Source organism: Agrobacterium tumefaciens, from assembly GCF_017726655.1.
GTDB lineage: Bacteria > Pseudomonadota > Alphaproteobacteria > Rhizobiales > Rhizobiaceae > Agrobacterium > Agrobacterium tumefaciens_B.
Genome location: NZ_CP072309.1, coordinates 702,578 through 728,519 on the forward strand (window position 1 = coordinate 702,578; position 25,942 = coordinate 728,519).

A 25,942-nucleotide genomic window follows, 5' to 3' on the forward strand; every position below is an offset into this window, starting at 1 on the left:
CGCTCCCGCGTATCGGCCGTTGGGCCAACGGTGTTCTCGAGCGCGCTTACTTTTTGCCACAAATATTTCGATAAAAGATTGAAATGCCTTTTCCAGCGACCTTTAATGGTCGCAGGCATCGCTCGCTTTGATATCTGTTAATACCTCGGAGGGGACTTTTGTTGAGAAAACTGGCTTTCGTTTCGGCGCTGATTGCTGCAGGGGCCGCCCACGCCGCAGATCAGACCTACACTGTGACAGGTGGACAGGTAAGCGTCCCTGTTGGTCTTACTGTGCAGGTCAAAACCGTCACGGTCAGCGACGTCTCAACGAAGGTGCGGTTGCTTGCAAGTTTCGACAGTCATCAGACGCTCTCTGTCAACATGAACGACGGCGAAAACGCTTATCTTTCGTGGGGTGAAGGGGAGCAGGATCGGCTGCATATGCGTCAGATTACCGATAACAAGTGGATGCGCATTTCCAATGGAAAGACTATGGAAGGTGACCTTGTCTTTCCCGGCGTTATTCCTCCCGATGTGAAGAAGGTATCGCTCGTCTTCAATCCTGGCAAATCCGGTGATGATACGAGTGCACCTGGCGTTACGGTGCCCTTGGAACTCAGACAATGAGCCGGGCAATTATCCTGTCGATTCTACTCACAAGTCCGGCTGCCGCATCGCAATATTCCATCACAGCGACCAATACCCCTTCAACTGAGCAGCTTTCGATTTTCCGCGAGGTTGACTTCGCGGCCTCTACCTTCAACGAGCGTGTCGAGCAAAGCGGTGCCTCCTTCTCGTCTGAGACATCATCCTTTGGCTTGAAGGACATGGACGACCCTACGCGAATGAAGACGGAGAACACGCTTGTCGAACTCGGTGCAAAGCAGGTGAATGGCCGCATTTTGGTGAGCCTGCCGAGCGATGTTTTGTTCGACTTTGACAAATCCAACATCCGACCAGACGCTGAAGCCACACTCTCCCAACTGTCGGAGGTGTTGATCACAATGCACGACAGTCGCGTCGAAATTACGGGTCACACGGATTCAAAAGGTAGCGATGAATACAACGACGAGCTTTCAATCCGTAGAGCAAATTCGGTCAAGACCTGGCTCGAAAAAAATGGCGTCACCTCGAAGATGACCACCGCGGGCAAGGGTGAGCGGTCCCCCGTCGCCCCCAACCAAACGGCGTCGGGCGCAGACGATCCTAATGGGCGGCAGAAAAACCGCCGTGTTGAATTCGTAATCGGAGGGAATTGATATGGCGCTTATTGTTTGTCCGGAATGCGAGGGCCGGGTATCAGACAAGGCGTTTGCCTGCCCTGCATGCGGTTATCCAGTGCGCAGTCAGAGTGGCAAAAGCGGGTGGCCTGGCGTTATCGGAGGTGTTGCTGGCACTTATATTTCAGCGCAAGCGCTCATCACGATCATCGTCGGCTGCTTTATGTTTTTATCTTTCGCCGCAATCATGATAGCGGCGATACTCAGTTGATCGAGCGAGATCCATGCTGACTGGGTGCTGTGACAGGCTGAACTGAACGTGAGATACCATCGGGCACTTCCGGATGTCACCGATTATGCCGAGCTGATTACTGGTTTCAGCAGGGAGTTTCTACGGCGAAGCGGTGAGCATTCATAATGCGTCTAATGCTGCGTCCACCGCAACATGTCGACATCGTACCCGAGCGCCTTGGCCCTCTCGACGAGCATGTTGCGGGTTTTTTTGGGGGGTTTGGGCGCCCGCGTCAAAATCCACAAGTATCGGCCGGAAGGTTCGCCAACTATCGACCAAGAATAATCCGCGGCGTGGTCAAGGATCCAGTAATCACCGTAGAACGGGCCGAAGAAAGACACCTTTAACTTGGCGTTGCCGCTGCCCGGCACAGTTTTTGCTCTGCCTTCGGATTCTTTGCGCTTACCCGTTATTCCGCCTTCCCGGCAGGTGTTAAGCACGCGGACCATACCGTCTTTGCGAAGTGAGTAGTCAGCAGCAACCGCCTCGCAATCGCGCTCAAACTGGTTTTCATAGCGCGCCAACTCGAACCAGTGACCTAGATATCTGTCGATTTCGACCAATTTGACTGGCTGAGGTACAGACGGATTGCCCGAAGGCCCCACTAGGCTGCACGCAGCCAACACGGCGCCTGAGATCGTTATGATTGCGATATTGAGTTTCATGCCGTCAAAATACGTCGGGTGACCGAAAGTTCCGGCCGCTCGCTCGCTTTAAAAGGTGCGCCCATCCCCGGCTAGACGTAAAATCGTACTATTGGAGCCGATCAATAAACAGTGCCGCATCCGCCGAAGGTTCGCAAGGGGCATGAAAACGACTTTCACCGCCTTGAAGGGGTTTGAACATTCGACCTACTATTTGCTTTGCCCGCGTCTTAAAGATCTCTGTCTGCTGCGGCCAGCAAACTCCAATGCGAACCTTTATGGGCAGCAAATGTCATTGCGGATAGAGCGCGCAGGTCTGAAGTCTGCTGGACGAAGGACGAGAATTAGGCATGCCCCAAACAATAAGAAAGGTGTCGCGCATCATGCGGTTGCCGCAGACTGGATTGAGCGCCGACGCAAGGCGCTCAACGATTTATCGATCTCGTGGCTTCAATCGGGCAGATCTACCCAGCGGTCAGGGCTGCTTCTCCGTGATCGTCGCAAGCGGGGCGGCTTCCCTTTCAAGGGCCAGGCGCGCTCTCGGCCAAGCGCCTTCGTCCGCGCCGAGCGCACTGTGAAGCCAGGCGAGCGTCAGACGCCGTGTCGCCTCCAGCACGTCCGGTGCTTCGATCTCTGTTTCCTTCGCGTCGAGCGCTGCGATCCCACCAAGACCATGCCCGACTCCATGCATCATTACCATTGCAGAAGCACCCGGCGCGTCGTGGAACGCATCCGCGTGCCATTGCGGCCCGCGAGTTGTGAAGTGCGGATCGTCCATGTCACCGCAAACGACCAAGCTGCGTGTCGAAAGCGTCGAGAAGTCTACATCGAAGAACGGAAACCGCGCAGCACTCTCAGGCGTCATGTCCTTGCCGCCGCGGCCCGGCGTTGTCAGGAGAACGCCTGTCGAGATACGAGGATCGAAAAAATTCTCGCCGTTCACCTGCGCGCCGAGCAGGAGCCCTACGGTGTGGCCGCCGAAGGAATGACCGACCGCGCCGATGCGTGAATGATCCATCCGGCCGGCAACGGCCGGCGCTTGCCGTGCAATCTCGGCCAACTGGTCGAGTATCGCCTTCATCTCCTCGACACGCTCGCGCCAGAAGAACGGTGCGCCAGCTGCATCCGAGGGCAGGCCGCCGACCCGCGAACTCGCATGTGTCGGCTGGATGACGACGAATCCCCTTTCCGCCCAGAATTGAACGAGCGGAGCGTAACCGTCCTTTGACGGGATATAGTTGGATGGACCGTAGCCATGCGACAGCAGCACGATCGGCAGGTTATTTCCTGTAGCGGGCGCGGTCAGACGCAGTTCCAGCGGCTGGCGGCCCGGCATCGAAAGACGGATTGGCGTGTATGCCACGGTGAGAGTGGCTTCAGGTGTCGGAATATGTCTGGCGAGATTGATCAGATTGTTCATGGGTCTGGACCTTCAAAGGTGGGTTTGGATTGTGATGTTCAGGCGAGCAGATGAACTGTTTGGCGGAACGCGGTTTCGGCGTCGGCGCCGGCCGGGATCTTCATCGGCGCGTCGATCTCGGTCACAGACCTCCAGACGGCCTCAGCTACCGCATCCGCCGTCGTAACCTCATTGCCCGAACGCAGCTTCGTCATGTAGTCATGGACGAAGGCGGTATATGGCTCGGGAATCTCCATGCCCATGCGCGAGACAGCATTCTTGCCGAAGCCCGTCATCGGAGCCGAGCCAGGCAAAACAAGTTTGGCGCGGATGCCGAACAGCGCCGTTTCGAGGGCGAGGCTCTCCGTGAATGCGTTGAGCGCTGCCTTGCTGGCGCTGTAGACTGACAGCGCGGGCAGCGGCCTCAGCGTGACGGCGGAACTGACGTTGACGATGACGCCTGAGCAACGGGCCCGCATCTGCGGAAGCAACGCTTTGGTCATCGCGATTGCGCCGAAGACGTTTGTCTCGAACAGTTCGCGGACCTTAGACATCTCCGAGCCTTCAAGCACATTGAGCATGCCGACGCCGGCATTGTTGACCAGCGCATCGATCGAGCCGGCGGCTTCGATAGCCTTCGCGATGCTGTCTGCACTCGTGACATCGAGCGGCAGGATTTCGAGCCGGTCGTTAGGAGGAAGCAAGTCGTTTCGCGGCTTGCGCATGGTGGCGACGACATCCCAGCCGGTGTCCAAGAATTTCTGCGCGATGGCGAGGCCGAAACCGGACGAGCAACCGGTGATGAGTATCTTTGGCACGTTCTGTCTCCTGGCTTTTAACTCGCCTAAAGATGGACCTGGTTTCCCGGACTTGCTATATGCACATGTCCAAGAGTGTTTAGCGGAAGTCCAAATGTATGGCCGATCCTGTCGCTGAAGTCGTGTCCCTGTTGAAGCCGATCCCTTCCATTTCAAAGCTGGTCACGGGCGGTGGCCAGTGGCTGGTCGAGCGGACGGAGCTTGGAAGCCCCTTCTACTGCGCCGTCGTCGAAGGCCGTTGCCTGATGACGTTTGCCGGACATGAGCCAATGGTGCTCACTGCGGGTGACTTCGTCCTGGTCCCAAAGATTTTCTCATTTACGATGAGCAGCATGGAGCCGCCGCCACGCGGGGCCCTTGCGCAACGTCTGGAGACCAGCCCCGGCGTCTTTCGCCTGGGCGATCCGGAAGCGCGGTCGGAGGTCAAGGCCCTGGTCGGGCATTGTGCTTTCGGCTCGGATGACAAGGCTCTTCTCGTATCGCTGTTGCCGGAAGTCATTCATGTTCATGGTGAAGAGCGACTGATGGCTCTGGTCCTCATGATCAATGAAGAGACGCGAGCTGACCGTGTCGCGCGTGAGATGGTCCTTCACCGGCTGCTGGAGGTTCTCTTCATCGATGCACTACGTTCGGCAGCAAGTGCCAAAGCGCCGCCGGGTCTCCTGCGTGGCATGGCCGATCCGCTGGCGCCGACCTTGCGCCGGATCCACCAAGATCCAGGTCGAAGCATGACGGTGGAAACGCTTGCTAGGGAAGCTGCAATGTCCCGTTCCACCTTCTTCGATCGCTTCCGCAAGGAAGTTGGGGTCGCGCCAATGGAGTACGCGACGGGGTGGAGGATGGCGCTTGCGAAGGAATTCCTACGCAAAGATATGCCCATGGCCGACATCGCCCAGCGCGTCGGCTATGGATCGACAAGCGCTTTCAGCGTCGCCTTCAATCGGCATGTGGGAATGCCGCCTGGCGCCTATTCTCGCGCAGTTGCTGCTGCGGCTTAAAGCGTCCGACCTCACCGACGATATAGGCGGCCAATGCTTCGGGTGTTGTCTAGGGAAAAGCTGCTTCAGGAAATCACTGAAGGCAGAGGCCCGCGCACTTAAGAGACACCGCTCCACAGCGCGATCTCGAACCCTTCGATGTCGCCCCAGTGCTGGAAGGTCCCATCAGCGAGATCCCGATCTTAGCAGGGCCGGCGGACGTCATGACATTCCAGGTCTCCGGACTTGCTCCTCCCCGGACGACGCCCGGAGCGAGCTAACCCTAACCGGGGCGGGAGAGATCCGGACGTGCACGTCAACGAGACGGTCATGCGGAAAAGCTCGACACCCGAGAGGCTCTCGTCAGGCGTCGGGTTGACGCGAATCGCAAGGTCATAGCCCTCCTCGATCCTGTCGACGGCCCGATCTTCCGTGGTGGTTTCAGCCAGACATCCGGATACTTCAAAGCAAGACCGGTCACGATCGTGCCCGTGGCGGTCTGCGACAAGAGAAACGGCGCACAGACGACCGTTGAAACAGTCGGACAGGATTTCAAACTGGTCATGGATGCCGTTGGCGGTCCAACAATTGGACGCTTCTTGAGTGCCATAAAGCCGGGCGGGGCTCTCTTCCTGGTTAGTCCCGGGCTTTCCCGGCCAGAGCGGGTTCGACCGGCTCCGGCTTGCTCACCGTCCCGACACCCGGATTGCGTCCAGATCGCCGAAACTCCGCTGCACGGCGGCGATCTTCGAAGCTGCGATGTCGGCAGACACTTCGATTTCGCCCTCTAGCGGTGCGTCGGTTCGCCCCTCGCCATCGCGCAAGACGTCGCCGCCCGATGGAGCAGATCCGGCAGAGTTATTGGACGCGACCGGCTGCACGAAAATATCTGGCCGGGAAATTCCATGCTGCTGCACAAGATGTTCAATCGCAAGGTCCGCGGCCGCGCGGGTCTTGAAGGTTGCGCGGATCGTCGTGGTGCTATCGTCAGACATGAGTTTCTCCCTGCGTTTTGGTCCTCCTGTACCAAACGTCGCTGGGGTCGGGTTGTTTCGATCCAAATGGAAAACTTAATCTGGTCGGGTTGGAATCGTACCGGGCGGCTGCTATGTTCTCTCTTTGTTTTCATCTGCCTTGACCGATCCGCATGAACGTCATGACCGCACCATCCGCTCGCAAGATCATCCATGTCGACATGGATGCCTTCTACGCGTCGGTCGAACAACGAGACAATCCGGACCTGCGCGGCAAACCTCTCGCGGTTGGGGGAGCGGTTGCTCGTGGTGTGGTTGCCGCGGCAAGCTACGAGGCCCGCGAGTTTGGTGTGCGGTCAGCCATGCCTTCGGTGACGGCAACTCGCAAGTGCCCTCACCTGATTTTCGTGAAACCACGGTTCGAGGTCTATCGCTCCGTCTCGCAACAGATCCGCGAGATTTTCGCCGAATACACGCCGCTGATCGAACCGTTATCGCTTGACGAAGCCTATCTCGACGTGACGGAAAATCTTAGAGAGATGCCGATCGCCACCGAGATCGCGCTGGAGATCCGTGCGAAGATAAAGACCGTCACCGGGCTCAATGCATCTGCCGGCATTTCCTACAACAAGTTCCTCGCCAAGATGGCGTCGGACCTCAACAAGCCGAATGGCCAGGCCGTCATCACGCCGAAGAACGGGCCGTCTTTCGTCCAAGGGCTCGCGGTCAAGAAATTTCACGGCGTTGGCCCAGCCACCGCCGAGAAGATGCACCGCCTTGGCATCGAAACCGGCGCTGATCTCAAATCGAAATCGCTACAGTTCCTGACAGAGAACTTTGGAAAATCCGGCCCCTACTTTTATGGCATCGCTCGCGGCATAGACGAGCGTCCTGTCCGGCCCGACCGAATTCGGAAATCGGTGGGCGCGGAAGATACGTTCGTCGACGACATCCACGATCTCGCTCTCGCCACGAGCGAGCTAAAACCGTTGGCGGAGAAAGTCTGGTCGCATTGTCAGGCAAAATCGATCAGCGGCAAGACGGTGACCGTGAAGATCAAGTATTCGGACTTCACACAGGCAACCCGAAGCAGGACGGGCACGTCTCCTGTCACTGGCATTGCTGAAATCATGGAGGCGGCATCGACGCTGCTTGCCACCGTCTATCCTTTCAAGCGTCCGGTCCGGCTGCTTGGCGTGACGCTCTCCTCGCTGACTAGCGATCAGACAGAACATGACGAGGAACAATCGCAGCTCGATCTGGCTTTATGATCGGGTTCAACAAGAGGATCGATCAGGATTTCCGAAAGCCATTTACCCAGAGTTCGCGTCATCGATCTCGAGACGGGCGGCAATGGCCCGAACGATGTCTGCGAGATCGGCTGGCAGGATGTCGTTCTTGGTGACGACGGCTTGTGGCAGGTGATCGAGGAGCGTGGAGCACTACTGGTCAATCCCGGACGGCCTATGAAACCGGATACCATCGCCGTTCATCATATCCTGGACAGCCAGGTGGCCGATGCGCCGTTCTGGAAGGAGATCGCCGCAAGCATACTGCGACCTCCGGGGCGACTGGATGCCTTGGCGGCGCACCGGGCAGGCTTCGAACAGCGCTACTGCACTCCGCGCTTCACCGGTGGAACTCCATGGATCTGCACCTGGAAATCGGCTTTGCGAGTCTGGCCGGAACTGCCGCGTTTTTCCAACCAGATGCTGCGCTACCAGCGCATGCCAGAGGGTCTTGTGCATGAGATCGGCCTCCCGGCCCACCGCGCCATGCCCGACGCCTATGTCACTGCCCATCATCTCCGTGACCTGTTGAATGCGACATCTCTGAATCAACTCCTGGTCTGGAGCCGCGAACCCGGCCTGCTGCCCCGCGTTCCCGCCGGCCCCGACCGCGGCAAAGGGTGGGATCGGATCTCTGATCAAGCGCTTGAGGACTTCGCGCGTGATCGGGACATGGACATCCGCTTCAGCGCTCAGACGGAACTGGCACGGCGCGGAGAACGCCAGGAAATGGAGCCGCTCCAGCCTGCCCAGGGGACGCTCCTGTGACGAGGTGATCTGTCAGCGCAACAGTACCGACCGCCATGTCAAGCGCGTTCTCCGGATCGATCATCGCCCTTTCCCGGAGGTGGCTGCCCACGGTGCAGCGCTTATCCAGAACTAGAATTCGATTGTCAACGATGACGACGAAGTCTGGCACCTGGGAGACTTCTATGGGCGAAAGCAGGAGACTGCTCGGCTCTCCTGAGATCCCTTAGGGGTCGCAAGCACCTGATCGTTGGCAACAACGATCCAGAGTCGATAAAACGATTGGAAGAGAGGACAAGTCGCACGGTACCGGGCCGCGACTGTTGTCCGCAAAGGTCATAAGTTAGACAAAGCAATCGCTCTAATACCTGAAATTTGGATCTCGCGGCTCCACTGCTTCTCGCGCATTGCCATCCGGCGGGTGATGTTTAAAAGTCTCATGTGGATCACTCCGTTGCCCCCGTCGCTCTCCGCCTTGGGGAAGGTTCACATGGCTCAATTCCCAATGGAAATTATGCGTCTAAGGGAGTGAACCCCTCGGGCTGGACCAGCGACGCACTTCAAACTAAGCCGCCTGCTGGGCAAGTTGGGTTTCAAATTCTGCTGGCGATCGATAGCCAAGGGCTGAGTGCAGCCGCTTGGCATTGTAAACATCTTCAATGAACCTGGGCAATCTCTCGGCGACGTCTGCGAAGGTCTCGTAACCGGCGGGATAGATATCCTGTACTTTAAGCGTCTTCATGAAGCTCTCGGCCTGAGCATTGTGATAGGGGTTTCCGACCGCACTCATGGAGCCCCGTAGACCAGCGGCATTGAGTGAGCGGCGATAGCTCTCGCTTGCGTATTGGCATCCGCGATCGGTGTGATGAATGCAGCCAGGAGGAGGTTTTCTGTTATCAATGGCCGAATGCAACGCTGCCAATGCCAGCGGTGTATCCAGTCGTCTCGACAGCGCGTAACCCACAACCTTGCGACTGCAGGCGTCGAGAATGACAGCAAGGTAGCAGAAGCCAACGGTGATGCGGATATACGTGAAGTCGGCCACCCAGACCATATCGGGCCGCGCCGGGATCACATTACTATATAGGTTCGGGTAGATCGGTGAATCGTGGTTGCTGTCGGTCGTGCGAACATACCGCTTGCGGGGCTTAATCCCGAGGCCATTGGCTCGCATGATCCGAGCGACACGCTTGTGGTTGACCAGATGGCCTCGTCGCTGAAGCTCGTGTGTTATGCGTCGATATCCGTAACAAGGCAGTTCGTCCTGGATGTCCTCGATGATTGCAACGAGTTCGCTGTCGCCGAGATTTAAAGCTTTTGCCGTTGATCGGTAATAGTAAGTGCTTCTTGGAAGATCGATCATTTTGCACCCCCGTCTGACAGAGCAGGCCGGGGACCGGTGATGATGGAGGAGCTCCCGCTGTCGCCGGCGGTCGGCTGACGCGGAGTTTTTTTAACCAGGTCCAGTTCCATGGTGAGTTGGCCGACCTTGCGTTCCAGCGCCGCAATGTGGGCCTCGTACTCGGCGATAACGCTCGCCTCAGCCTCCTCATCGTTCAGTTCGCCGCGATCGAACTGCGTTAGCCACAACTGGATGAGGTTGGCCGAAACGCCGTATGTCCGCTGTGCATCACGGCGTCCGATGACGCCGTTGCGGATATCCTGGCAAAGCTGCAACTTGAACGGCGTGGAATGCCGACGATATGGACCTCGGGACTTCATGAGCCTTCTCCGATTTAGGCCCGCAGAGTGTATCAGTTTTTCCGTGTGCCGTGGTCCAGCCCGAGGGGTTCACTCCATAATTGGCTCAGTTCTGCGTGGAAACCAACACCCCACTTGACTTTTCTCCGATACCTCGCATAACTGGGTAATCGATAACCCGTGGGAGGCGGTGAACTCGTGACAGTTTCGCTTTCTGATATTGCGCAGCGTGCCGGCGTCTCCGTGAAGACGGTGTCAGGCGCTTTGCATGGTGGCTCCGCTCGCATGTCGGATGATACGCGGCAGAAGATAAAATCGATTGCCGAGGAACTGGGCTATGTCACCAATCTTGCCGCTCGCGGGGTGAGGCAGGGCTGGCTTCCTTTGATCGGCGTTGTCTCCGATGGCCTGATCACCTCTCCTTTCGCAACGGAAATCGTTGTTGGCCTTGATGGTGCGGCGCGCAATGCCAGCATGGCCGTCTTTACCATCAATCATAGCAGCGGGCAGATGTTGGGATCGGTGCTCGATGAGGTGCTGCAATTTCGGCCGCGTGCGGTGGCTTACGCGGCCATGTACCATAAGCAGATCGCCCTCCCCGCAAAGCTAGCGCGCGCGGTTCGAGTGATGATCAACTGCCGTGAGGCTGCGGGGCGCGTCACATCGCTGGTGCCGGATGAAGCGCGTGCCGCGCGGGAGATCGTCAGACACCTGCTCGCCGCTGGCCGTCGGCGCATTGCTTTCATCAATCTTCCCGGAATTCTGGCTGGCGCATTGCGCGAAAAGGGATTTCGCGCCGTCCATGACGAAGCCGGCATTGCCCCTTTCGGCGTTTTTCCGGCCGTCAGTGGTGCCATCTACGGCGACGATGTCCCGAGTCTCGTTTCCACGCATATCGAGGATTTTGCACGCTCCGGCGTGCGTCCGGATGCGATCCTCTGTGGCAACGATCGTGTGGCGATGGAGGTCTACGCCGCGCTCGGCCGCGCGCAACTGCGCATTCCTGATGACATCGCGGTCGCCAGTTTCGATAACCAGGCGGAACTCGCGTCGCGGCTTGATCCGCCATTGACGACGATGGCTTTGCCGCACCGTGAGATGGGGCGTCTGGCGATCGAAATTCTTCTCGCCGAGCAACCTGCCCCCCCACATCTGCGTGAGTTGCCTTTTCACCTCGTAGAACGCGCATCTGTCTGAAATTCTGAGTTATATCAAGGAGGAGACTATAATGCATACAACATTGGGTAATCGTTTACTTTCCACTTTTTTTGTCGGCGCGACCGTTTTTGCAATTGCGACCTTTGCTGAAGCGAAGACCGTGATCCATGTGATGCATCAGGGCGACCCGGGCTGGGTCAAAGCCTATGGTGACGTTGCAAAACGTTTCGAACAGGCCAATCCAGACGTCGATATCGAACTTATCTATGCTCCGCATGACGCCTACAACGAAAAATTCAGCGCCGCCGTGATGGCCAAACAGTTACCCGATATCATGGAGCTGGATGCGCCATTCCTCGCCAATTACGCATGGTCTGGCTATTTGCAGCCGATTAAGCCGCTGATCGATCAGGATCTGCTCGATGACATGACGGAATCGAACATTGCACAGAGTACCTACCCGATCGACAAGCAGCTCTACGCCGTCGGCCTGACGGACTCTTCCGTCGTACTCTACGGCAACAAAAAATATCTCGAGGCTATCGGCGCCCGTATTCCCAAATCCGTCGATGACGCCTGGACCCGCGAGGAGTTTGAAGGCTACCTCGAAAAGCTTTCCAAGCTTGAGGGCGTCAAATGGCCGATCGACACGTTCCGCGGCTACGGCATCAAGACCGAGTGGATCACCTATGCCTATGGCCCGTCAGAGCGGCGGACCCAATTGGAATTCCAAACGGCAATGGCCACTGCTATTCGTCACGGCGCCATCACGCATGCTTTCCAGCCATCATTCGCGTGCCAAGGCTTCTATTGGGTCCAGCTTTGCCGCGTTGCGGGCAGGAAGGAAGCCGAAGACAATTCCGATCAGGGTGGAGCAGGCAAAGGCCACAATGATAGAGCCCGAAGAGAAGATCATTTTGAAGTCGGGGCTCAGCAAATTGAATAGAGCGCTGATCCCGAGGGCGAGCATCACTCCCATGAAGCCGCCGACAAGGCAGACCAAGACGGCCTCGATCAGAAACTGGGAGAGGATATCGCTGCGGCGCGCGCCAACGGCCACACGAACGCCGATCTCCTTGGTGCGCTCGGTCACGGACACCAGCATGATATTCATCACGCCGATGCCGCCGACGATCAGCGAGATCACGGCGACTGACGAAATCAGCAATGTCAGGGTTTGCGTGGTGGTCTCGATAGTCTCGCGAATGGTCGCCGAGTTGGTGAGGAAGAAGTCTTTGGCGCCATGCCGCCGCTCGATAAGGCGCGAAACTGCGGCCTCGACATTGCCCGGGTCGACATCGTCCCTGATACGGACCGTAATGCCGACGACGTTCGGACGACCCAGCATGCGGCCCATGACGGTTGTGTAGGGCGCATAAACGGTCAACGTATCAACCGCCGGGCCGGAGGAGTTTTCCTGTTTCGTCACGCCTGTGACCCTCGCCGGCATTGTGCCCAGAAGGATGACCTGCCCCACCGGGTTTACCCGGTCTGGAAACAGGTCTCGCGCAGCGTTTGCATCGATCACCACATTCTGGCTGTAGGCGGTAACGTCCTGGGCGTCGAACAGTTGTCCATGCGCCAGCTCAAGGCCCCGTACACGGAAAAAGTCGGCGCCAACGCCGGTGACTGACGCATTGACGGCCACGGCGGCGCGCTTGACAGTTACGCTCGTCGTTACGGTTGGTGTCACGCTGTCGACATAGGGCTGGTTCACCAGCGCTTCTGCATCGGCGGGAACCAGCGTCCGTATCTTGCCCGCTTCCAGATCGCCGAAGCCTTTACCCGCCCGCACCTCGATCGTGTTGGTGCCGAGCGAACTGATACTGCTGAGGATTTGTTGCTGCGAGCCGGCTCCCAGTGCCGAGATAGCCGCCACCGAGGCGATACCGATGATGATGCCGAGCATGGTCAGAAGCGAGCGCATCTTGTGCGCCCATATTGCTGCGCCCGCCATACGAAAGGCCTCAGTCATCCGGTCAATCGCACCACGCCAGCCAGCGCCCGGCGCGTGCTCGCGGATGGGACGCGCCGTCGCGGCGGATTTGGATACATTGCGCTCGTCGGAAATGATAACACCGTCGCTGATCTCGACAACCCGATCCGCATGCTCGGCGATCTTCTTGTCGTGAGTGACGAGAATGATGGTGTGCCCTTCGGCGTGAAGCTCGCGCAGGATCTTCATGACTTCGGCGCCACTGTGCGTATCCAGCGCTCCGGTCGGTTCGTCGGCCAGAATTATCTCGCCGCCATTCATCAGCGCGCGGGCGATCGACACCCGCTGCTGCTGGCCGCCCGAAAGCTTGCCCGGGATATTGCCCGTCCGCTCGGCGAGCCCCAGCCGGGTCAACAAGTAGATCGCTCGCTTGTGCCGGTCGGATCGGCTGCGTCCGGCATAGATGGCCGGCACCTCGACGTTGCTGGCCGCGCTGAGATCGCCAAGCAGATGATAACGCTGGAAGATGAAACCAAAACGCTCACGGCGTAGCGCGGCCAGTTCGTCCACGGACATCCTCGAGGTCTCGCGCCCTTCGATCCAGTAGCTGCCGTCCGTCGGACGATCGAGGCAGCCAAGGATGTTCATCAGCGTCGACTTGCCGGAGCCAGACGCACCTATAATGGCCATCATCTCGCCGGCCTCGATGTCGAGATCAACGTCTTTCAGCACCCGTACCATCTCGTCGCCTGCGGGGAAAGCGCGGGATACCCCACGTACGCGGATCAGTGGTTCCGTCATAGCGCGCCCTACCGCTTCGCCGCGGCCAGTTGAGCCTGGCCATCCGTGCGTTCGTCGGTGGATGCTCCCAGGACGATGGTCTCGCCGGCCTGAAGACCGCCAAGGATTTGGATGTTCGCGCCGTTATCGATGCCGACCTGGACCTGCCGGATCTGGACCTCGCCCATCGCGTCCAGTATGCGCACACGCGCCGTATCGCCGGCCCGGGGCGCCCCTTCCACTGCACTGAGCGGAACCAGCACGGCGCCGCTGACGCGGCTCAAGACGATGGACACCTGCGCCGTCATGGAGGGCCGCAGGACCCCGTCCGCATTCGCCACGTCGATCAGCCCGGTGTAATATACCGCACCGTTGGTTGAGCCAATCCGGCTCGCAGCGGCGTTGCTCTCGTTGGCGATGGAAGCCGGGGCCGGTTCCACCTGTCGCAACTCCCCATCGAACCGGCGCTTCGGATCGCCAAGAATGCTGAACCAGACCGGCAGGCCTCGTCGCACACGCACGACGTCAGCCTCGGAAATGTCCGCGCGTACCGTCATTGTGTCCAATCGCGCGATCATGACGATGGTCGGCGCAGTCTGCAGGGCATTCACGGTTTGACCCTCGTCAGTGACGATCGCGACCACAGTGCCCGCGATTGGAGCAGTGATACGCGTATAGTCCAGTTCTATACCCGCAGACTCCAGCGCGACCTGCGCTTGGGCGACCTGGGCGTCCAGCGATTGAACCTCAGCCCGCGCGCTGTCTCGCGTCGCAACCGCGGCGTCATACTGGGCGCGCGGCGTGGAACCACCTGCCAGCAGGTCACGCTCACGCTCGAAATCCTTCTCGGCTTTCACCAGACCGGCGCGGCGCGCGGCGTGAACGGCGCGGATGTTGGCCAAAGCGGCCTCGCGGTCCCGCAAGGTGTTGCGCCGGGTCTGGGAATCGATCTCGGCCACCAATTGGCCCGCCTCGACGATGTCACCGATCTTGACAGCAAGATGCTCAATGCGTCCCGACGCCTGGGCGCCGACCCGCACCAGCTCGAGCGGTTCGAGAACCCCGGTCGCCAGCACCACCTCTTCAATGTCACCCGTTCGCGCCTGCGCCGTCACCAGTTCAGGCTTCGCCGGCGAACGCAGAAACAGAAGCCAGACGCCCAGCAAACCGACAAGGGTTACCGCCGACAGGATGAGACGCTTGCGGGTGATGTTTCGTGTCATTTAGTCGTGGCCCATGCTATGAAATTTGCGGGCTTTCTCTGTCACGAGAGTTACCTGAAAATTACGGGGAGCCGTCGTCGCGGCTGCTCCGTTTGGCATGCACCGTAAAATCAACCGATCGGCAAAGCGTGTTTGCAGTATGGGTGGCGTGCCAGAGATTGCCCGCCACATATCAGGCGATCGCGGCCGTGCCCAGCCAACGCCGACGGATACGGATGCCCTGACCCCTTAGCGCAGGCACCGGCCGCTACCGACGCTGGAAAATGCGCTTCTCGCGCCAGCGCACGGCAAATGTGCTGCCCTTGCCTGGAGCGGACGAAAGCTCAACGTAGCCGCCGTGACGGGTCACGATCTCATTGACCATGCTGAGACCGAGGCCCGCGCCTGAGCCGTGAGGGCTGACCCGGTAAAACGGTTCGAATATGCGCGATTGCTTATCGCCGGAAATTCCGCAACCCTGATCGGCGACCATCACGCTACCGTCAGCCTCAATGCTCACTGATATCTGTCCTCTTCCGCCTCCGTACTGGACTGCATTACGGACCAGATTGACGAATGCACGCTCCAAAGCTTCGGCATCACCCGGAACGAACAGATCTTCCGCATCGCTGTCGAACGAAATCTCGTAGCCTTCAGAGATCGCCAGGGGAGCAAGATCGGCAACCACCTTCGACACAACGCTGTTGAGATCGACAGGTGCGTTCTGCTGGGGCTTCTGTCGGTACTTCTCGGTGTCGAGAAGCTGGTTCGCGATCGCTGTCAGTCGCTTGATGGCCGTCTGCAGGTGGGTCTTGTCAGAACTTGGTGAAAGCGTATCAATCCTCACCTGCAGGACAGCGATCGGCGTTCGAAGTTCATGCGCCGCGTTGACGAAGAAGCGCTCCGTCGCCTCGAAGCCGCTATCGAGACGACGCAGCGCCCTGTTGATGTCGCGCACCAGGCGAAGCACTTCATTGGGCAAACCCCGCTCTTCCACCAAGGCGCCACGTGTGTCGAGATCGATCCTGTCGAGACGCGTGGTCAGGTCGCTGAAGGATCGCAAAGCCCAGCGTGTGACAAACGGAGCGCCAATGAGCGAAATGGCGACGAGGATCAGCGCCGGAATACCGATGGCAAGGTTCCCCAGCAGCACGGTCACACCATATTGAGACATCGGAACACCGCCAGCAAAGATCGTCGCCTCACCGGCCTGGGTGTCGAAACGCTCCATGCGGCCCACACTCAACGGATCATCCAGATCGCCATGAAGTTCGACACTTCTGAACGTCCGCAAGAATGGCATGTTATCGGCAATTTTCCCGGGAGGCACGCCATGTGCCAAAACGATATCTTTGCCCAGGTCTGCCACGAACCAAAGGTTAGGCGAGTCTTCCATAATCTCTCTAAGTTCAGCCGTCGGCATCAGACTTGCTCGGCCATTCGGCTCGAGACGGACTGAATCTGCGATTTCCTGAGACAGCCAGATGGACGTGATCGCCACATCGGGCTTGAGGCCGGAAAGGAGATAGAAAACCAGACTGAGCGAGGCGATGACCGCACAGAGCTGCAGGACAATAAAACCGAAAGTGAAACGCCAGCGAAGGGAGGTGCTGGTCATCCTATTGCTGCTCATGAAGATAATAGCCTATGCCTCGAATGTTTTTGATAACGATGTTGGCCTCCGCTTCGCCAAGCTTTCGGCGCAGCCGCGACATGTTGGATTCCAGTGAGTTCGACTGGATCTCATCGTCAAAGGAATAGACCTGACCCTCAAGGGACGAGCGCAACACGGTCCGACCACGGTTTCTCAGAAGCGTCTCGATGATCAGCAGTTCCCTGCGGGTGAGCGCAAGCCGGACGCCATCGACATGTACATCGCATGACACACGATTGTAGGTAACGTTGCCGGCAGCCAGGAGGGACGATCCCGTTGTCGGAGCCCTCCTCAGCACAGCGCTCATTCTCGCGACCAGTTCGGGGATTTCGAAGGGCTTCGGTAAATAATCATCAGCGCCGTCATTCAGCCCGGATATTCGCTCGTCGGTGGACCTCAGAGCCGAGATGATGATCGATCGCGTGTTTGAACCTGCGCCACGCAAATCCGCAAGGAAGGTACTGCCATCACCATCAGGCAGTTGCCGGTCGATAAGGACGATATCGTAGTCCGCCATGGCGATTGCTTCGCGCGCCGTTGCCAGATCCCCAACGGCATCAAGGACAATGCCATGCTGCGAGAGGGCCACCCTCAAGGCATCCGTCATTTCTGGATCGTCTTCGATAAGTAGAAGTTTCATAGGCGCCTACTCAGTCAAGTCGGACTATCGTTCCGATATTTCTACAGCAAAACGACGGCCGGTGGTCGAGATAAACTCCACGTTCGTGACGTCCTGACCGTCAGATTACCGGATGTCAAAAACCTGGTGTGGACGCTAAGGGAGAAGAGCCGGAGTTCCTCGGCATCACTCTCGCCTTTAACGGGCGGCAGCCGGCTGCAATCTTTAGCGGCAGCGACCGTAATAATCCCGGTATCTGCAGCTGTAGTCGCGGTGATCCCGACGTTCCCAGCGGTCGCGGCGGTTCCTGTCGTTCCGTTCGCTGATGTTGCCTATCACAGCGCCACCCGCGCCGCCTGCGGCGGCTCCCACTGCGGCGCCTTCCCAAGTACCGCTTGCCAACCCACCAATGATGGCGCCGCTTGCCGCCCCAATGCCGGCGCCCTTTTCCGTCTGGCTGCAGGCGGTCAGTGCCACGCAAACAAGTACGCCCGAAATGATCTTTCTCATGTCTGTCCTTTCGTTCACCGCCACTGCGGCCATCCATCGACCGTTGAGGCAGAGACGTATGACCGCCGAAAATTACGGGGAAGTTACGCAGAACCGGCGCCATCGACACCTTTCGAAAGAGCAAATCCCTGTCGGCCGCGCGTCTTGGCGATCACCCACTCTCAGGGGTGACCGCCGCCCATTCATGGGCCCTGGACTGTCACTGTTCTTCACTATGTTTCAGGACGAGGGCCGAAAGACGATATGCAGTCCCTCGCCAACGTTCTTGCGGCCTGACCGAGGGACTAATGTACTGATTTGCGCGCTTTACCCTGGATTGACGACCGTCAATCAGGAGGTCTCGTTCGAACTACAAGGCTTTGATCAACGCCGAGTGGTCTTTGTCGCCCAGGCCTTTTTCCAGCGCGCCATTCATCAACTGTTGAACCATCGCGGTGTTGGGCAGCATAAGCTCCAGCAGACGCGCCGACTCAAGCGCGAGCGATATGTCCTTGTGATGCAAACTTATGCGAAAGCCGGGCTCGAATGTTTCGTTGATCATCCTTTCGCCGTGGACCTCCAGTACGCGGGACGCGGCAAAGCCACCCATCAACGCCTTGCGCACGATGGAAGGGTCCGCTCCGGCTTTATTCGAAAAGCGAAGGGCTTCCGAAACGGCCTGAATATTCAGGGCGACAACAATCTGGTTGGCGACCTTTGCAACCTGCCCGTTTCCCACGTCTCCGATCAAGGTGATGTTCTTGCCCATCTTCTCAAACAGCGGCCTTGCGCGCTCGAAAATATCCGGTTTACCGCCGACCATGATGGTCAGCGACGCCGCTTTGGCGCCAACTTCACCGCCCGACACCGGCGCGTCGAGATAATCGCATCCCAGCGCCTCGATACGGGCGGCAAAATCCTTCGTCGCAATCGGTGAAATCGAGCTCATGTCGATGACGAGCTTTCCCGCATCAAGGCCGTGCGCGACGCCATCATCACCAAACAAAACTGCTTCCACATCGGGCGTGTCCGGCAGCATCAAAATCACGATTTCGGCGCTGCGCGCCACTTCTGTAGCTGAACCGCAGGCCCTCGCACCGCTTTCCAGGAGGTGGTTCGACACGGGTTTGACCCGGTGAAGATAAAGCTCATGTCCGGCATCGATCAGATGCTGCGCCATCGGGCGGCCCATGACGCCCAGTCCGATAAATCCTATTTTCATGGCTCAATCCTCCTGTTGATATGCTTTCAACCAGCCAAGACCTGCGCTGGTGGTCGACGCCGGTCGATATTCGCAGCCGACCCATCCTTCGTAACCAAGTTCATCCAGGCGCTTGAAGATGAAATCGTGGTTGATCTCGCCCGTCCCCGGCTCATGACGTCCGGGATTATCGGCGATCTGAACGTGGCCGATTCTGTCCTGCAGGCGCTCGAAGGTCGTGACGAGATCGCCCTGCATGATCTGCATGTGGTAGAAGTCATACTGTATCAGCAGGTTGGAATGCCCGACACGGTCCATGATCCGTTCGGCCTGATCGGTGTTGGTGACGAAATATCCGGGTATGTCGCGGGTGTTGATGGGCTCGAAGACAAGGGCAATTCCGGCATCCGCCAGACGTCGCGCGGCGTGCCCGAGATTGCCGACGAGCGTGTCTTCCAGAATCTGCGGATCGACGCCGGGCGGTTGAATACCGGCCAGACAATTGATCTTTCGGCATCCCAGAATTTTTGCATAGCGGATCGCCGTTTCCACGGACGTCTCAAATTCGGAGACCCTGTCCGGCAGGCAGGCAACGCCGCGCTCGCCTGCGGCCCAGTTGCCGGGCGGCAGGTTGAACAGGGCCTGCGTCAGATTGCACCTCCTGAGCTCCGCTGCAATCGTCTCCGCCGCCTCCTCGTAGGGGCTGACATATTCGACTGCCGCAAAACCATCGGCAGCGGCAGCGGCAAACCGTTCCATGAACGGATGTTCGGTATAAAGCATGGACAGATTGGCGGCGAATTTCGGCATCGGGAATGACCTCAAACTTGGTCTGCGCGCAGGCGGTGCAGCATGCGCTTGTTGCGGGGGTCGGGGTTCGGAACAGAAGAGATCAGTCGCTTGGTATAGGGCTGCGAGGGCGTGGTGCAGATGGTTTCCGCATCTCCGATCTCGACGATCTTGCCTTTGTGCATGACGGCGACGCGGTCGCAGAAATAGCGCACCACCGAGATATCGTGCGAAATGAAGATGAAGCTGAGATTGAGCTGCTTTTGAATGTCGAGCAGCAAGTCGAGGATCTGGCTTCGGATCGACACGTCGAGAGCCGAAGTCGCCTCATCGGCGACGATGACCTTCGGGTTGACGGCGAGCGCTCTTGCAATCCCGATCCGCTGGCGTTGGCCACCGGAAAAGGCATGCGGGTATCTTTCCATCGCCAAGGGATCGAGCCCGACCTTTTGCAAAAGTTCGGCAACGCGGGTCTCCACCGCTTTGCCGGGCATGCCACCGGCGATGACAAGAGGATCTCCGATGATCTGCTTTACCGTCATACGGGGGTTGAGCGACGCAAATGGGTCCTGAAAGATAAGACGCACATCCTGGTGGTAGCGGCGCAAATCCACTTTGCTTAGTGTGGTGACGTCCATCGGGGCAGCATCCGGGCGTCCGCGATACGCAATTTTGCCGGAACTCGGCTCAACGATCCGCAGTATCATTCGCCCTAGTGTGGTTTTGCCCGATCCGCTTTCGCCGACAATGCCGAGATTTTCGCCGGCAAATAGGTCAAGACTTGCATCGTCCACCGCCACCAGCCCACGACCACCGCCGCGCGAAAACAGTCCGGACGGCGCGCCGTAGACTTTGGAAAGATTGCGCACTGACAGGATCGGAGCCACGTTGGCCGTCAGCGACGCCGGCAGCGTGCGCGTTGCTGCGCCGCTCTCGAGCTTGACCGTCGCTTCCAGAAGTTGCCGTGTGTAGGGATGCTGACTGGCGTGGAAAATCTCGTCCACCGGCCCTTTTTCGACGATCTTGCCAAAACGCATGACGGCGACCTCGTCCGCTACTTCGGCAACGATGCCCATGTCGTGGGTGATGAGGAGCATCGCCATGCCGCGCTCCACCTGCAGCCGCTTGATGAGATCGAGGATTTCGGCCTGCGTCGTCACATCCAGCGCCGTCGTCGGCTCATCGGCGATCAGAACTTCCGGGTCGCAGGCCAGCGCCATGGCAATCATCGCTCGCTGGCGCATTCCGCCGGAAAACTCGAAGGTGTATCTGTCGGCCATCACTTCCGGCTGCGGTATCTCCACCTGGCGCAGCAGTTCGATACATCGCTCCCGAGCCTGTCTCTTCGACACGCGGCGATGCAAACGCACGGCTTCGATGATCTGTGAGCCGATGGTGTGGACCGGCGACAGCGAACTCATCGGTTCCTGAAAAATCAGGCCGATCCGTCCACCGCGAATGGCCAGAACCTCGCGACTGCTTACGGCAAATTTCGCGATATCGACTGGTCCCTTGGGCCCATCGAGAACGATCTGGCCGCCTGTCATCTGTCCGGGCTTGTCGATGATCCGCATCAGGGCGCGGGCGGTCACTGATTTGCCTGAACCGCTTTCCCCTACCAGCGCAAGCGTCTTTCCGCGTTCAAGGTTGAAACTGACATTGCGAACGGCATGGAGCACATGGGTTCTGAGATGGAAATCGATGGACAGGTCTTTGACCGCCAGCAAGGTTTCGTGCTTCGTCATCTCACTTCCTTTCAGCTATCGTAAGGGTCGGCTGCATCGCGCAGGCCATCGCCAAAGAAATTGAAGGACAGAACCGCCAGGACCACTGCAAGGCTCGGCCAGATCAGCAACCATGGCGCCGTGGCAACTGTCCGCACGTTCTGGGCATCCTGCAACAGCACACCCCAGCTGACGACCGGTGGTTTCAGACCGACCCCAAGAAACGACAGCGAAGTTTCAGCGACGATCATGGTCGGAATGGCAAGTGTCACCACCGCCAGAATGTGGCTGGTAAGTGATGGAAGGATGTGGCGGAATATGATCCGCCTTTCCCCTGCACCGTCCAGCCGGGCAGCCGTCACGAAGTCATCGCCGCGCAGCGCGAAGAATCGTCCCCGCACCTCGCGTGCCAAACCCGTCCAGCTCAGAAGGGAAACAATCAGAGTTACGACAAAATAAACCGAAAGCGGTGACCAGCTTAGGGGAATGGCAGCGGCCAGCCCCAACCAGAGCGGAATGGTCGGCATGGCGCTCACAATCTCGATGATACGCTGGATGAGGGTATCGACCCAGCCGCCGTAATACCCGGAGACCGCACCCATCACGACGCCGAGCGTCAGCGAAATGGCAACGCCGACAAGGCCGATGGACATGGAGACGCGGGTTCCATAGATGAGGCGGCTCATGAGGTCCCGTCCGAGCCGGTCCGAACCCAACAGGTACATTGGATCGCGTGCGTCAATCGGCCCGACCAGATGCCTTTCCATCGGGATGATGCCCCAAAGCTTGTAAGGCGCCCCTTTGACGAACAATCCGATAGGAATGATTTTCGTGTCATCGACAACGAAGCTGCGGCGGAGGGCTTTGGGCTCGATCTCGATCTTGTAGCCCTTCACATGCGGCAGAAAGCGGGAACCGCCATCGGCAGCCGGCGCGAATAAAGCGATGCTTTGCGGCGGCGCAAAAGTGTATTGCGGGCGCGACGTGTTCGGCAGGCCCGGTGCCAGGAACTCGGCAAAGGCACCGATGGAATAGAGCAAAAGAATGATGCCCGCAGCAAATGCTGCGACCTTGTGGCGGAAGAAGCGCTGGCGAATGAGCGTCCATTGCCCTGCCGCCTCGAGACTTACTACCTTGCGCCCGGACTTCAGAGGGCTGATGGCGGGGCCGGTTTCCAGCGCGATGGTGGGGTTCTGGTTGATCGACATGGCCACCCCTTCAATTGAACCGGATGCGGGGGTCGAGCACCGCCAGCAATATGTCTGAAATCAGCATGCCCACCAGTGTCAGCACGCCCATTAAGAGAATGAAACTTCCAGCCAGATACATGTCCTGACCGACCAGCGCCCGCAGCAGAAGCGGTCCCGCCGTTGGAAGGTTCAGCACGATGGCGGTGATGGTAACGCCGGAAACGAGATCCGGCAGCACCCAGCCGATCGAGCTGACGAAAGGGTTGAGCGCGATGCGGACGGGGTATTTCACAATGACCTTGCGCTCAGGCAAACCCTTGGCCCGCGCCGTGACGACATAGGGCTTGCTCAATTCATCCGACAGATTTGCCCGCAGAATTCTGATCATGGCGGCAGTGCCTGACATGGCGATGACGATCACAGGTATCCACATATGGCTGAGCATGTCGTTGAATTTTGCGATGCTCCAGGGCGCATCGACGAAAGCGGGAGAAAATATGCCGCCAACGCTTTGTCCCAAAAACCGGTAGCTCGCATACATCAAGGTCAGCGCCATGATGAAATTCGGAACGGCCAGCCCGATAAAGCCGAGAAGCGTAAAGGCGTGGTCGCCGAAGGAATGGCGTCTGACCGCGGAATAGATCCCTATCGGGAGGGATATTGCCCAAACAAGTAAAAGACTCGCCAGCGAGATCAACAGCGTCGATCCCATCCGGTCCCAGATCAGGGTCGAGACCGGCTGGTTCCACTCGAAGGAGTATCCGAAATCGCCCCGGGTCAATATTCCGCTGATCCACACGAAATACTGGACATAGACAGGTTGATCGAGACCGTATTGCGCGCGCAGGCGCGTAATCGTCGCCTCGTCCAGATTCTGCCCACCATCGGCCATGGTGGAGAGAAGCGAGGTCAGATAATCGCCTGGTGGCAATTGAATGATCATGAATGCGATCAAGGACATGCCGAACAGGGTCGGTATCATGTAAAGAACGCGCTTCGCCACATATGTCAGCATGGGTTCCTCCCACTACACGCTATCCGGCTTATGAATGCCAGGTCAGATGAACCGTCTCGAGGTCCCGGATGGAGGGCACGGTGATTTCCGCACGGTTGCCAACGATCTTGCAGAACGTTTCCTCGTTTTTCACAAGCAGTTTCACCGTGGCAGACGAGCGACCCTTCGGCAGCTTGATCGATAGCGTCTGCTCACCGATAGGATAGACCTCCCGCAAAGGACCTTTCATCATCATCGGGTTGGTAAGGTTGACGAGGAAGATCGCCATCGAGTCCTCGTTTTCGTAAACGGAGATGTCTATGATACCCTTCCCTTCGACCGTCACACGATGGTCTTTGCCAAGGGCCCAGTTCACGGCGTTCGAGATCAGCTTGCCATGATCGGGTGCAAGCACTTTCCAGAAAACCTCGCCAATGTTCCATGGAATGTAGACCACACGACCTCCATGGCCGGTATCACGCACAATCACCGCAGCGCCGTTCGGGGCTTCGCGTGGGTAGACCTCCTCCATGGGCAGATCCGGAAAATCAGGGACGTAAAGGAACGGCGTTTCAACGTCCGGATTGGCATCGACGGCAATAAGGTGTGTGCCGCCGATAATGCGTGCGGCGCCCTCGTAGCCCTCGTTCACGGGGTGCGGATCGGACAGTGCAACATAGGTGTTCTTGACCGGGCCACGTGGCACCGATGCCAACGAGGCACCGAAGACATTTGATAGTCCGAAGTTATCGCGCCGCTCGCCGACTTCATTACAGAGCGAGGTTTCATGCGCGGCAACGACCGACCCGCCGCGCTGTACATATTGTTCGATGGCCGCGCATTGTTCGTCGGAAAGATAGGTCGCATTGGCCAGAATAATGAGCTTGAAGCGATCAAGCGCATCCGGGGTCATGACCTGATCGGATAGAAATTCAAACGGAATGCGCGCTTCCACCAGCGCATGATAAAAGCCGAGATCATTATGTTCGGCGATATGACGTTGCTCCGGTGCCCAGTGCCGCAACGTCGTGGATGGATCAATGATCGCGATTTCGGCAGTTGGCTGCATGCCCTCCAGATACGGCTCAATGTCCGCATGAAGATTAAAGGCTTCTGCAACGGGCTGCACCCAGCGATTGTCAGGAACGCAGGCATTGAATTTGGTGAACCATGGGAAAAGGCCCTGCGCAATGCCGTCGTGAATCCAGAGCTTGATTTCCTCACCGCTCTGGACGGAATCCTTCCATCGGTACTCTTCCTCTGGTCCGATGGAGGTGATGAGGCCAACGGGTCTGTCCCGGAACGTTCCACGAATGCGTTTGCCGTTCCGTCCAGCAGACCAGCCAACCTCCACACCTTGTCGCGCCTGGTGGTCCACGAACAGGATCGGGCAATGTTTCTGGATGAGCGAAAGGTCGAATTCCATCAGTGACGAACCGCTCATATTTGGAATGAAGCTGGCATGGGGACGGATGGATTTGACCGTCTCGTCCCAGTAGACCACAAGCTCGGTGAGTATGCGTCTGCGCCACGCCGCCCACGCCTGCCATGCCGGATCCGTCGCATCCGGTCTCATCGGCAAATCAAAACCAGTTTCCTGCCTGAATCGTATGCGATTCTCGTCGCTGTAGGACACGCCATGACCCTGCCAGCGGTTGGCGAACACGGCATCGACGTCATATTTGGTTACGACTTCGCGAATGACGTCGGTTGTGAAGTCGCGGTTATAACTTCCCAGCGCATCGGTGACGTAGATACCGGGAAATGCCCAGTGCTCACGCGGACTTCCGTCCTGATTGATGGCCACCCATTCGGGATGGGCCCGTGCTGCATCCGCGTGGATCGCATGCGGGTCGACTCGTGCCATGACGTGCATCCCCAATTTGCGCGCCCCTTCCACGATCGTGCCGAACGGATCGGTATCGCCAATAAAGCTGGACACATAGTGCAGAGGGATTTCGCTTGGGTAGTAGGCGATATAGCCGCCAGCAGAAAGGCAGACTGCATTCGACTTGGTGCGCTTGAAGACGTCGACCCAGAATTCGGGATCATATTTCGCCGGGTCGTCTTCTGCAAAGGTCAATTGGGTCCAACGAGTGGCGGATTTAAACCAGTCTGGAGAACGAACGGCAGCTCCGGAAATGGCGTTTGGTTGATGCAACAT

Annotated in this window: 24 protein-coding genes and 1 pseudogene; 8 read left to right on the top strand and 17 right to left on the bottom strand. The window is 58.3% G+C overall.

Annotated elements, in window-relative coordinates:
* Positions 1–161 precede the first annotated feature (161 nt).
* From AT6N2_RS17375 to AT6N2_RS17385, 3 genes are read left to right on the top strand one after another with little or no spacing between them, the layout of a single operon-like run.
* Positions 162–608: a hypothetical protein gene (locus AT6N2_RS17375; protein WP_209090401.1), complete on the top strand. Its 447-nt coding sequence runs from the start codon at positions 162–164 to the stop codon at positions 606–608.
* Positions 605–1,240, top strand: a complete 636-nt coding sequence (locus tag AT6N2_RS17380; RefSeq protein ID WP_209090402.1) for an OmpA family protein — start codon at positions 605–607, stop codon at positions 1,238–1,240. The genes AT6N2_RS17375 and AT6N2_RS17380 overlap by 4 nt, the downstream gene beginning before the upstream one ends.
* Position 1,241: 1 nt before the next feature.
* Positions 1,242–1,472, top strand: a complete 231-nt coding sequence (locus AT6N2_RS17385; protein ID WP_209090404.1) for a hypothetical protein — start codon at positions 1,242–1,244, stop codon at positions 1,470–1,472.
* Between the two features lie 152 nt (positions 1,473–1,624).
* Here AT6N2_RS17385 and AT6N2_RS17390 read toward each other — a convergent pair whose 3' ends face one another.
* The 3 genes from AT6N2_RS17390 to AT6N2_RS17400 all read right to left on the bottom strand — a co-directional run bounded on the left by AT6N2_RS17390 (position 1,625) and on the right by AT6N2_RS17400 (position 4,354).
* A complete protein-coding gene (locus AT6N2_RS17390; RefSeq protein ID WP_209090405.1) occupies positions 1,625–2,158 on the bottom strand; it encodes a lipocalin family protein in 534 nt (177 codons plus the stop codon).
* 454 nt (positions 2,159–2,612) lie between these two features.
* Complete coding sequence (locus AT6N2_RS17395; RefSeq protein ID WP_209090407.1) at positions 2,613–3,557, bottom strand: alpha/beta hydrolase family protein; 945 nt, start codon at positions 3,555–3,557, stop codon at positions 2,613–2,615.
* Between the two features lie 38 nt (positions 3,558–3,595).
* Positions 3,596–4,354: an SDR family oxidoreductase gene (locus AT6N2_RS17400; protein WP_209090409.1), complete on the bottom strand. Its 759-nt coding sequence runs from the start codon at positions 4,352–4,354 to the stop codon at positions 3,596–3,598.
* Between the two features lie 98 nt (positions 4,355–4,452).
* Here AT6N2_RS17400 and AT6N2_RS17405 point away from each other — a divergent pair, with 98 nt between their 5' ends.
* Positions 4,453–5,352, top strand: a complete 900-nt coding sequence (locus tag AT6N2_RS17405; protein ID WP_209090410.1) for an AraC family transcriptional regulator — start codon at positions 4,453–4,455, stop codon at positions 5,350–5,352.
* Positions 5,353–6,017: 665 nt separating this feature from the next.
* Here AT6N2_RS17405 and AT6N2_RS17410 read toward each other — a convergent pair.
* Entirely contained in the window at positions 6,018–6,326 is a 309-nt protein-coding gene (locus AT6N2_RS17410; protein WP_063947527.1) for a hypothetical protein, read from the bottom strand.
* Positions 6,327–6,487: 161 nt separating this feature from the next.
* Between AT6N2_RS17410 and dinB the strand changes: the two genes are divergently transcribed.
* Together dinB and AT6N2_RS17420 are read left to right on the top strand one after the other, a co-directional pair.
* Positions 6,488–7,576, top strand: a complete 1,089-nt coding sequence (dinB, locus tag AT6N2_RS17415; protein WP_425292746.1) for a DNA polymerase IV — start codon at positions 6,488–6,490, stop codon at positions 7,574–7,576.
* A gap of 60 nt (positions 7,577–7,636) precedes the next feature.
* Positions 7,637–8,362: a DNA polymerase III subunit epsilon gene (locus AT6N2_RS17420; protein WP_337926179.1), complete on the top strand. Its 726-nt coding sequence runs from the start codon at positions 7,637–7,639 to the stop codon at positions 8,360–8,362.
* 544 nt (positions 8,363–8,906) lie between these two features.
* Here AT6N2_RS17420 and AT6N2_RS17425 read toward each other — a convergent pair.
* Together AT6N2_RS17425 and AT6N2_RS17430 are read right to left on the bottom strand one after the other, a co-directional pair.
* On the bottom strand, positions 8,907–9,704 hold the full coding sequence (locus AT6N2_RS17425; protein WP_233282523.1) for an IS3 family transposase: 798 nt from the start codon (positions 9,702–9,704) through the stop codon (positions 8,907–8,909).
* Positions 9,701–10,063 carry a transposase gene (locus AT6N2_RS17430; RefSeq protein WP_209090412.1) on the bottom strand — a complete coding sequence of 121 codons (363 nt, stop codon included), beginning with the start codon at positions 10,061–10,063 and terminating at the stop codon, positions 9,701–9,703. The genes AT6N2_RS17425 and AT6N2_RS17430 overlap by 4 nt, the downstream gene beginning before the upstream one ends.
* Positions 10,064–10,240: 177 nt before the next feature.
* On the opposite strand from AT6N2_RS17430, the gene AT6N2_RS17435 reads away from it, so the two are divergent.
* On the top strand, positions 10,241–11,239 hold the full coding sequence (locus AT6N2_RS17435) for a LacI family DNA-binding transcriptional regulator (protein WP_209090413.1): 999 nt from the start codon (positions 10,241–10,243) through the stop codon (positions 11,237–11,239).
* A gap of 43 nt (positions 11,240–11,282) precedes the next feature.
* Positions 11,283–11,903: pseudogene (locus tag AT6N2_RS17440) on the top strand (extracellular solute-binding protein); the annotation flags it as partial.
* Positions 11,904–11,987: 84 nt separating this feature from the next.
* Here AT6N2_RS17440 and AT6N2_RS17445 read toward each other — a convergent pair.
* The 11 genes from AT6N2_RS17445 to AT6N2_RS17495 all read right to left on the bottom strand — a co-directional run bounded on the left by AT6N2_RS17445 (position 11,988) and on the right by AT6N2_RS17495 (position 25,942).
* Positions 11,988–13,937: a MacB family efflux pump subunit gene (locus tag AT6N2_RS17445; RefSeq protein ID WP_209090414.1), complete on the bottom strand. Its 1,950-nt coding sequence runs from the start codon at positions 13,935–13,937 to the stop codon at positions 11,988–11,990.
* An 8-nt stretch (positions 13,938–13,945) separates the two neighbouring features.
* The gene (locus AT6N2_RS17450; protein ID WP_209090415.1) at positions 13,946–15,139 is read right to left on the bottom strand and encodes an efflux RND transporter periplasmic adaptor subunit; all 1,194 of its coding nucleotides are present in this window, start codon (positions 15,137–15,139) and stop codon (positions 13,946–13,948) included.
* A gap of 247 nt (positions 15,140–15,386) precedes the next feature.
* Positions 15,387–16,736, bottom strand: coding sequence for a sensor histidine kinase (locus AT6N2_RS17455; RefSeq protein WP_209090416.1), 1,350 nt, complete (start codon positions 16,734–16,736; stop codon positions 15,387–15,389).
* Position 16,737: 1 nt separating this feature from the next.
* Complete coding sequence (locus AT6N2_RS17460) at positions 16,738–17,412, bottom strand: response regulator (RefSeq protein WP_209090418.1); 675 nt, start codon at positions 17,410–17,412, stop codon at positions 16,738–16,740.
* A gap of 204 nt (positions 17,413–17,616) precedes the next feature.
* Positions 17,617–17,901 (bottom strand): YMGG-like glycine zipper-containing protein, encoded by a 285-nt coding sequence (locus tag AT6N2_RS17465; RefSeq protein ID WP_209090420.1) that lies wholly within the window; start codon positions 17,899–17,901, stop codon positions 17,617–17,619.
* A gap of 349 nt (positions 17,902–18,250) precedes the next feature.
* Positions 18,251–19,102 (bottom strand): 2-hydroxy-3-oxopropionate reductase, encoded by an 852-nt coding sequence (locus AT6N2_RS17470; RefSeq protein WP_209090422.1) that lies wholly within the window; start codon positions 19,100–19,102, stop codon positions 18,251–18,253.
* A gap of 3 nt (positions 19,103–19,105) precedes the next feature.
* Positions 19,106–19,891 (bottom strand): 2-oxo-tetronate isomerase, encoded by a 786-nt coding sequence (gene otnI, locus AT6N2_RS17475; RefSeq protein ID WP_209090424.1) that lies wholly within the window; start codon positions 19,889–19,891, stop codon positions 19,106–19,108.
* 11 nt (positions 19,892–19,902) lie between these two features.
* Positions 19,903–21,615, bottom strand: coding sequence for an ABC transporter ATP-binding protein (locus AT6N2_RS17480; RefSeq protein ID WP_209090426.1), 1,713 nt, complete (start codon positions 21,613–21,615; stop codon positions 19,903–19,905).
* Positions 21,616–21,626: 11 nt separating this feature from the next.
* Positions 21,627–22,802 (bottom strand): ABC transporter permease, encoded by a 1,176-nt coding sequence (locus tag AT6N2_RS17485; RefSeq protein ID WP_209090428.1) that lies wholly within the window; start codon positions 22,800–22,802, stop codon positions 21,627–21,629.
* Positions 22,803–22,812: 10 nt separating this feature from the next.
* The gene (locus AT6N2_RS17490; protein WP_173616190.1) at positions 22,813–23,799 is read right to left on the bottom strand and encodes an ABC transporter permease; all 987 of its coding nucleotides are present in this window, start codon (positions 23,797–23,799) and stop codon (positions 22,813–22,815) included.
* 28 nt (positions 23,800–23,827) lie between these two features.
* Positions 23,828–25,942, bottom strand: a complete 2,115-nt coding sequence (locus AT6N2_RS17495; RefSeq protein WP_209090430.1) for a family 10 glycosylhydrolase — start codon at positions 25,940–25,942, stop codon at positions 23,828–23,830.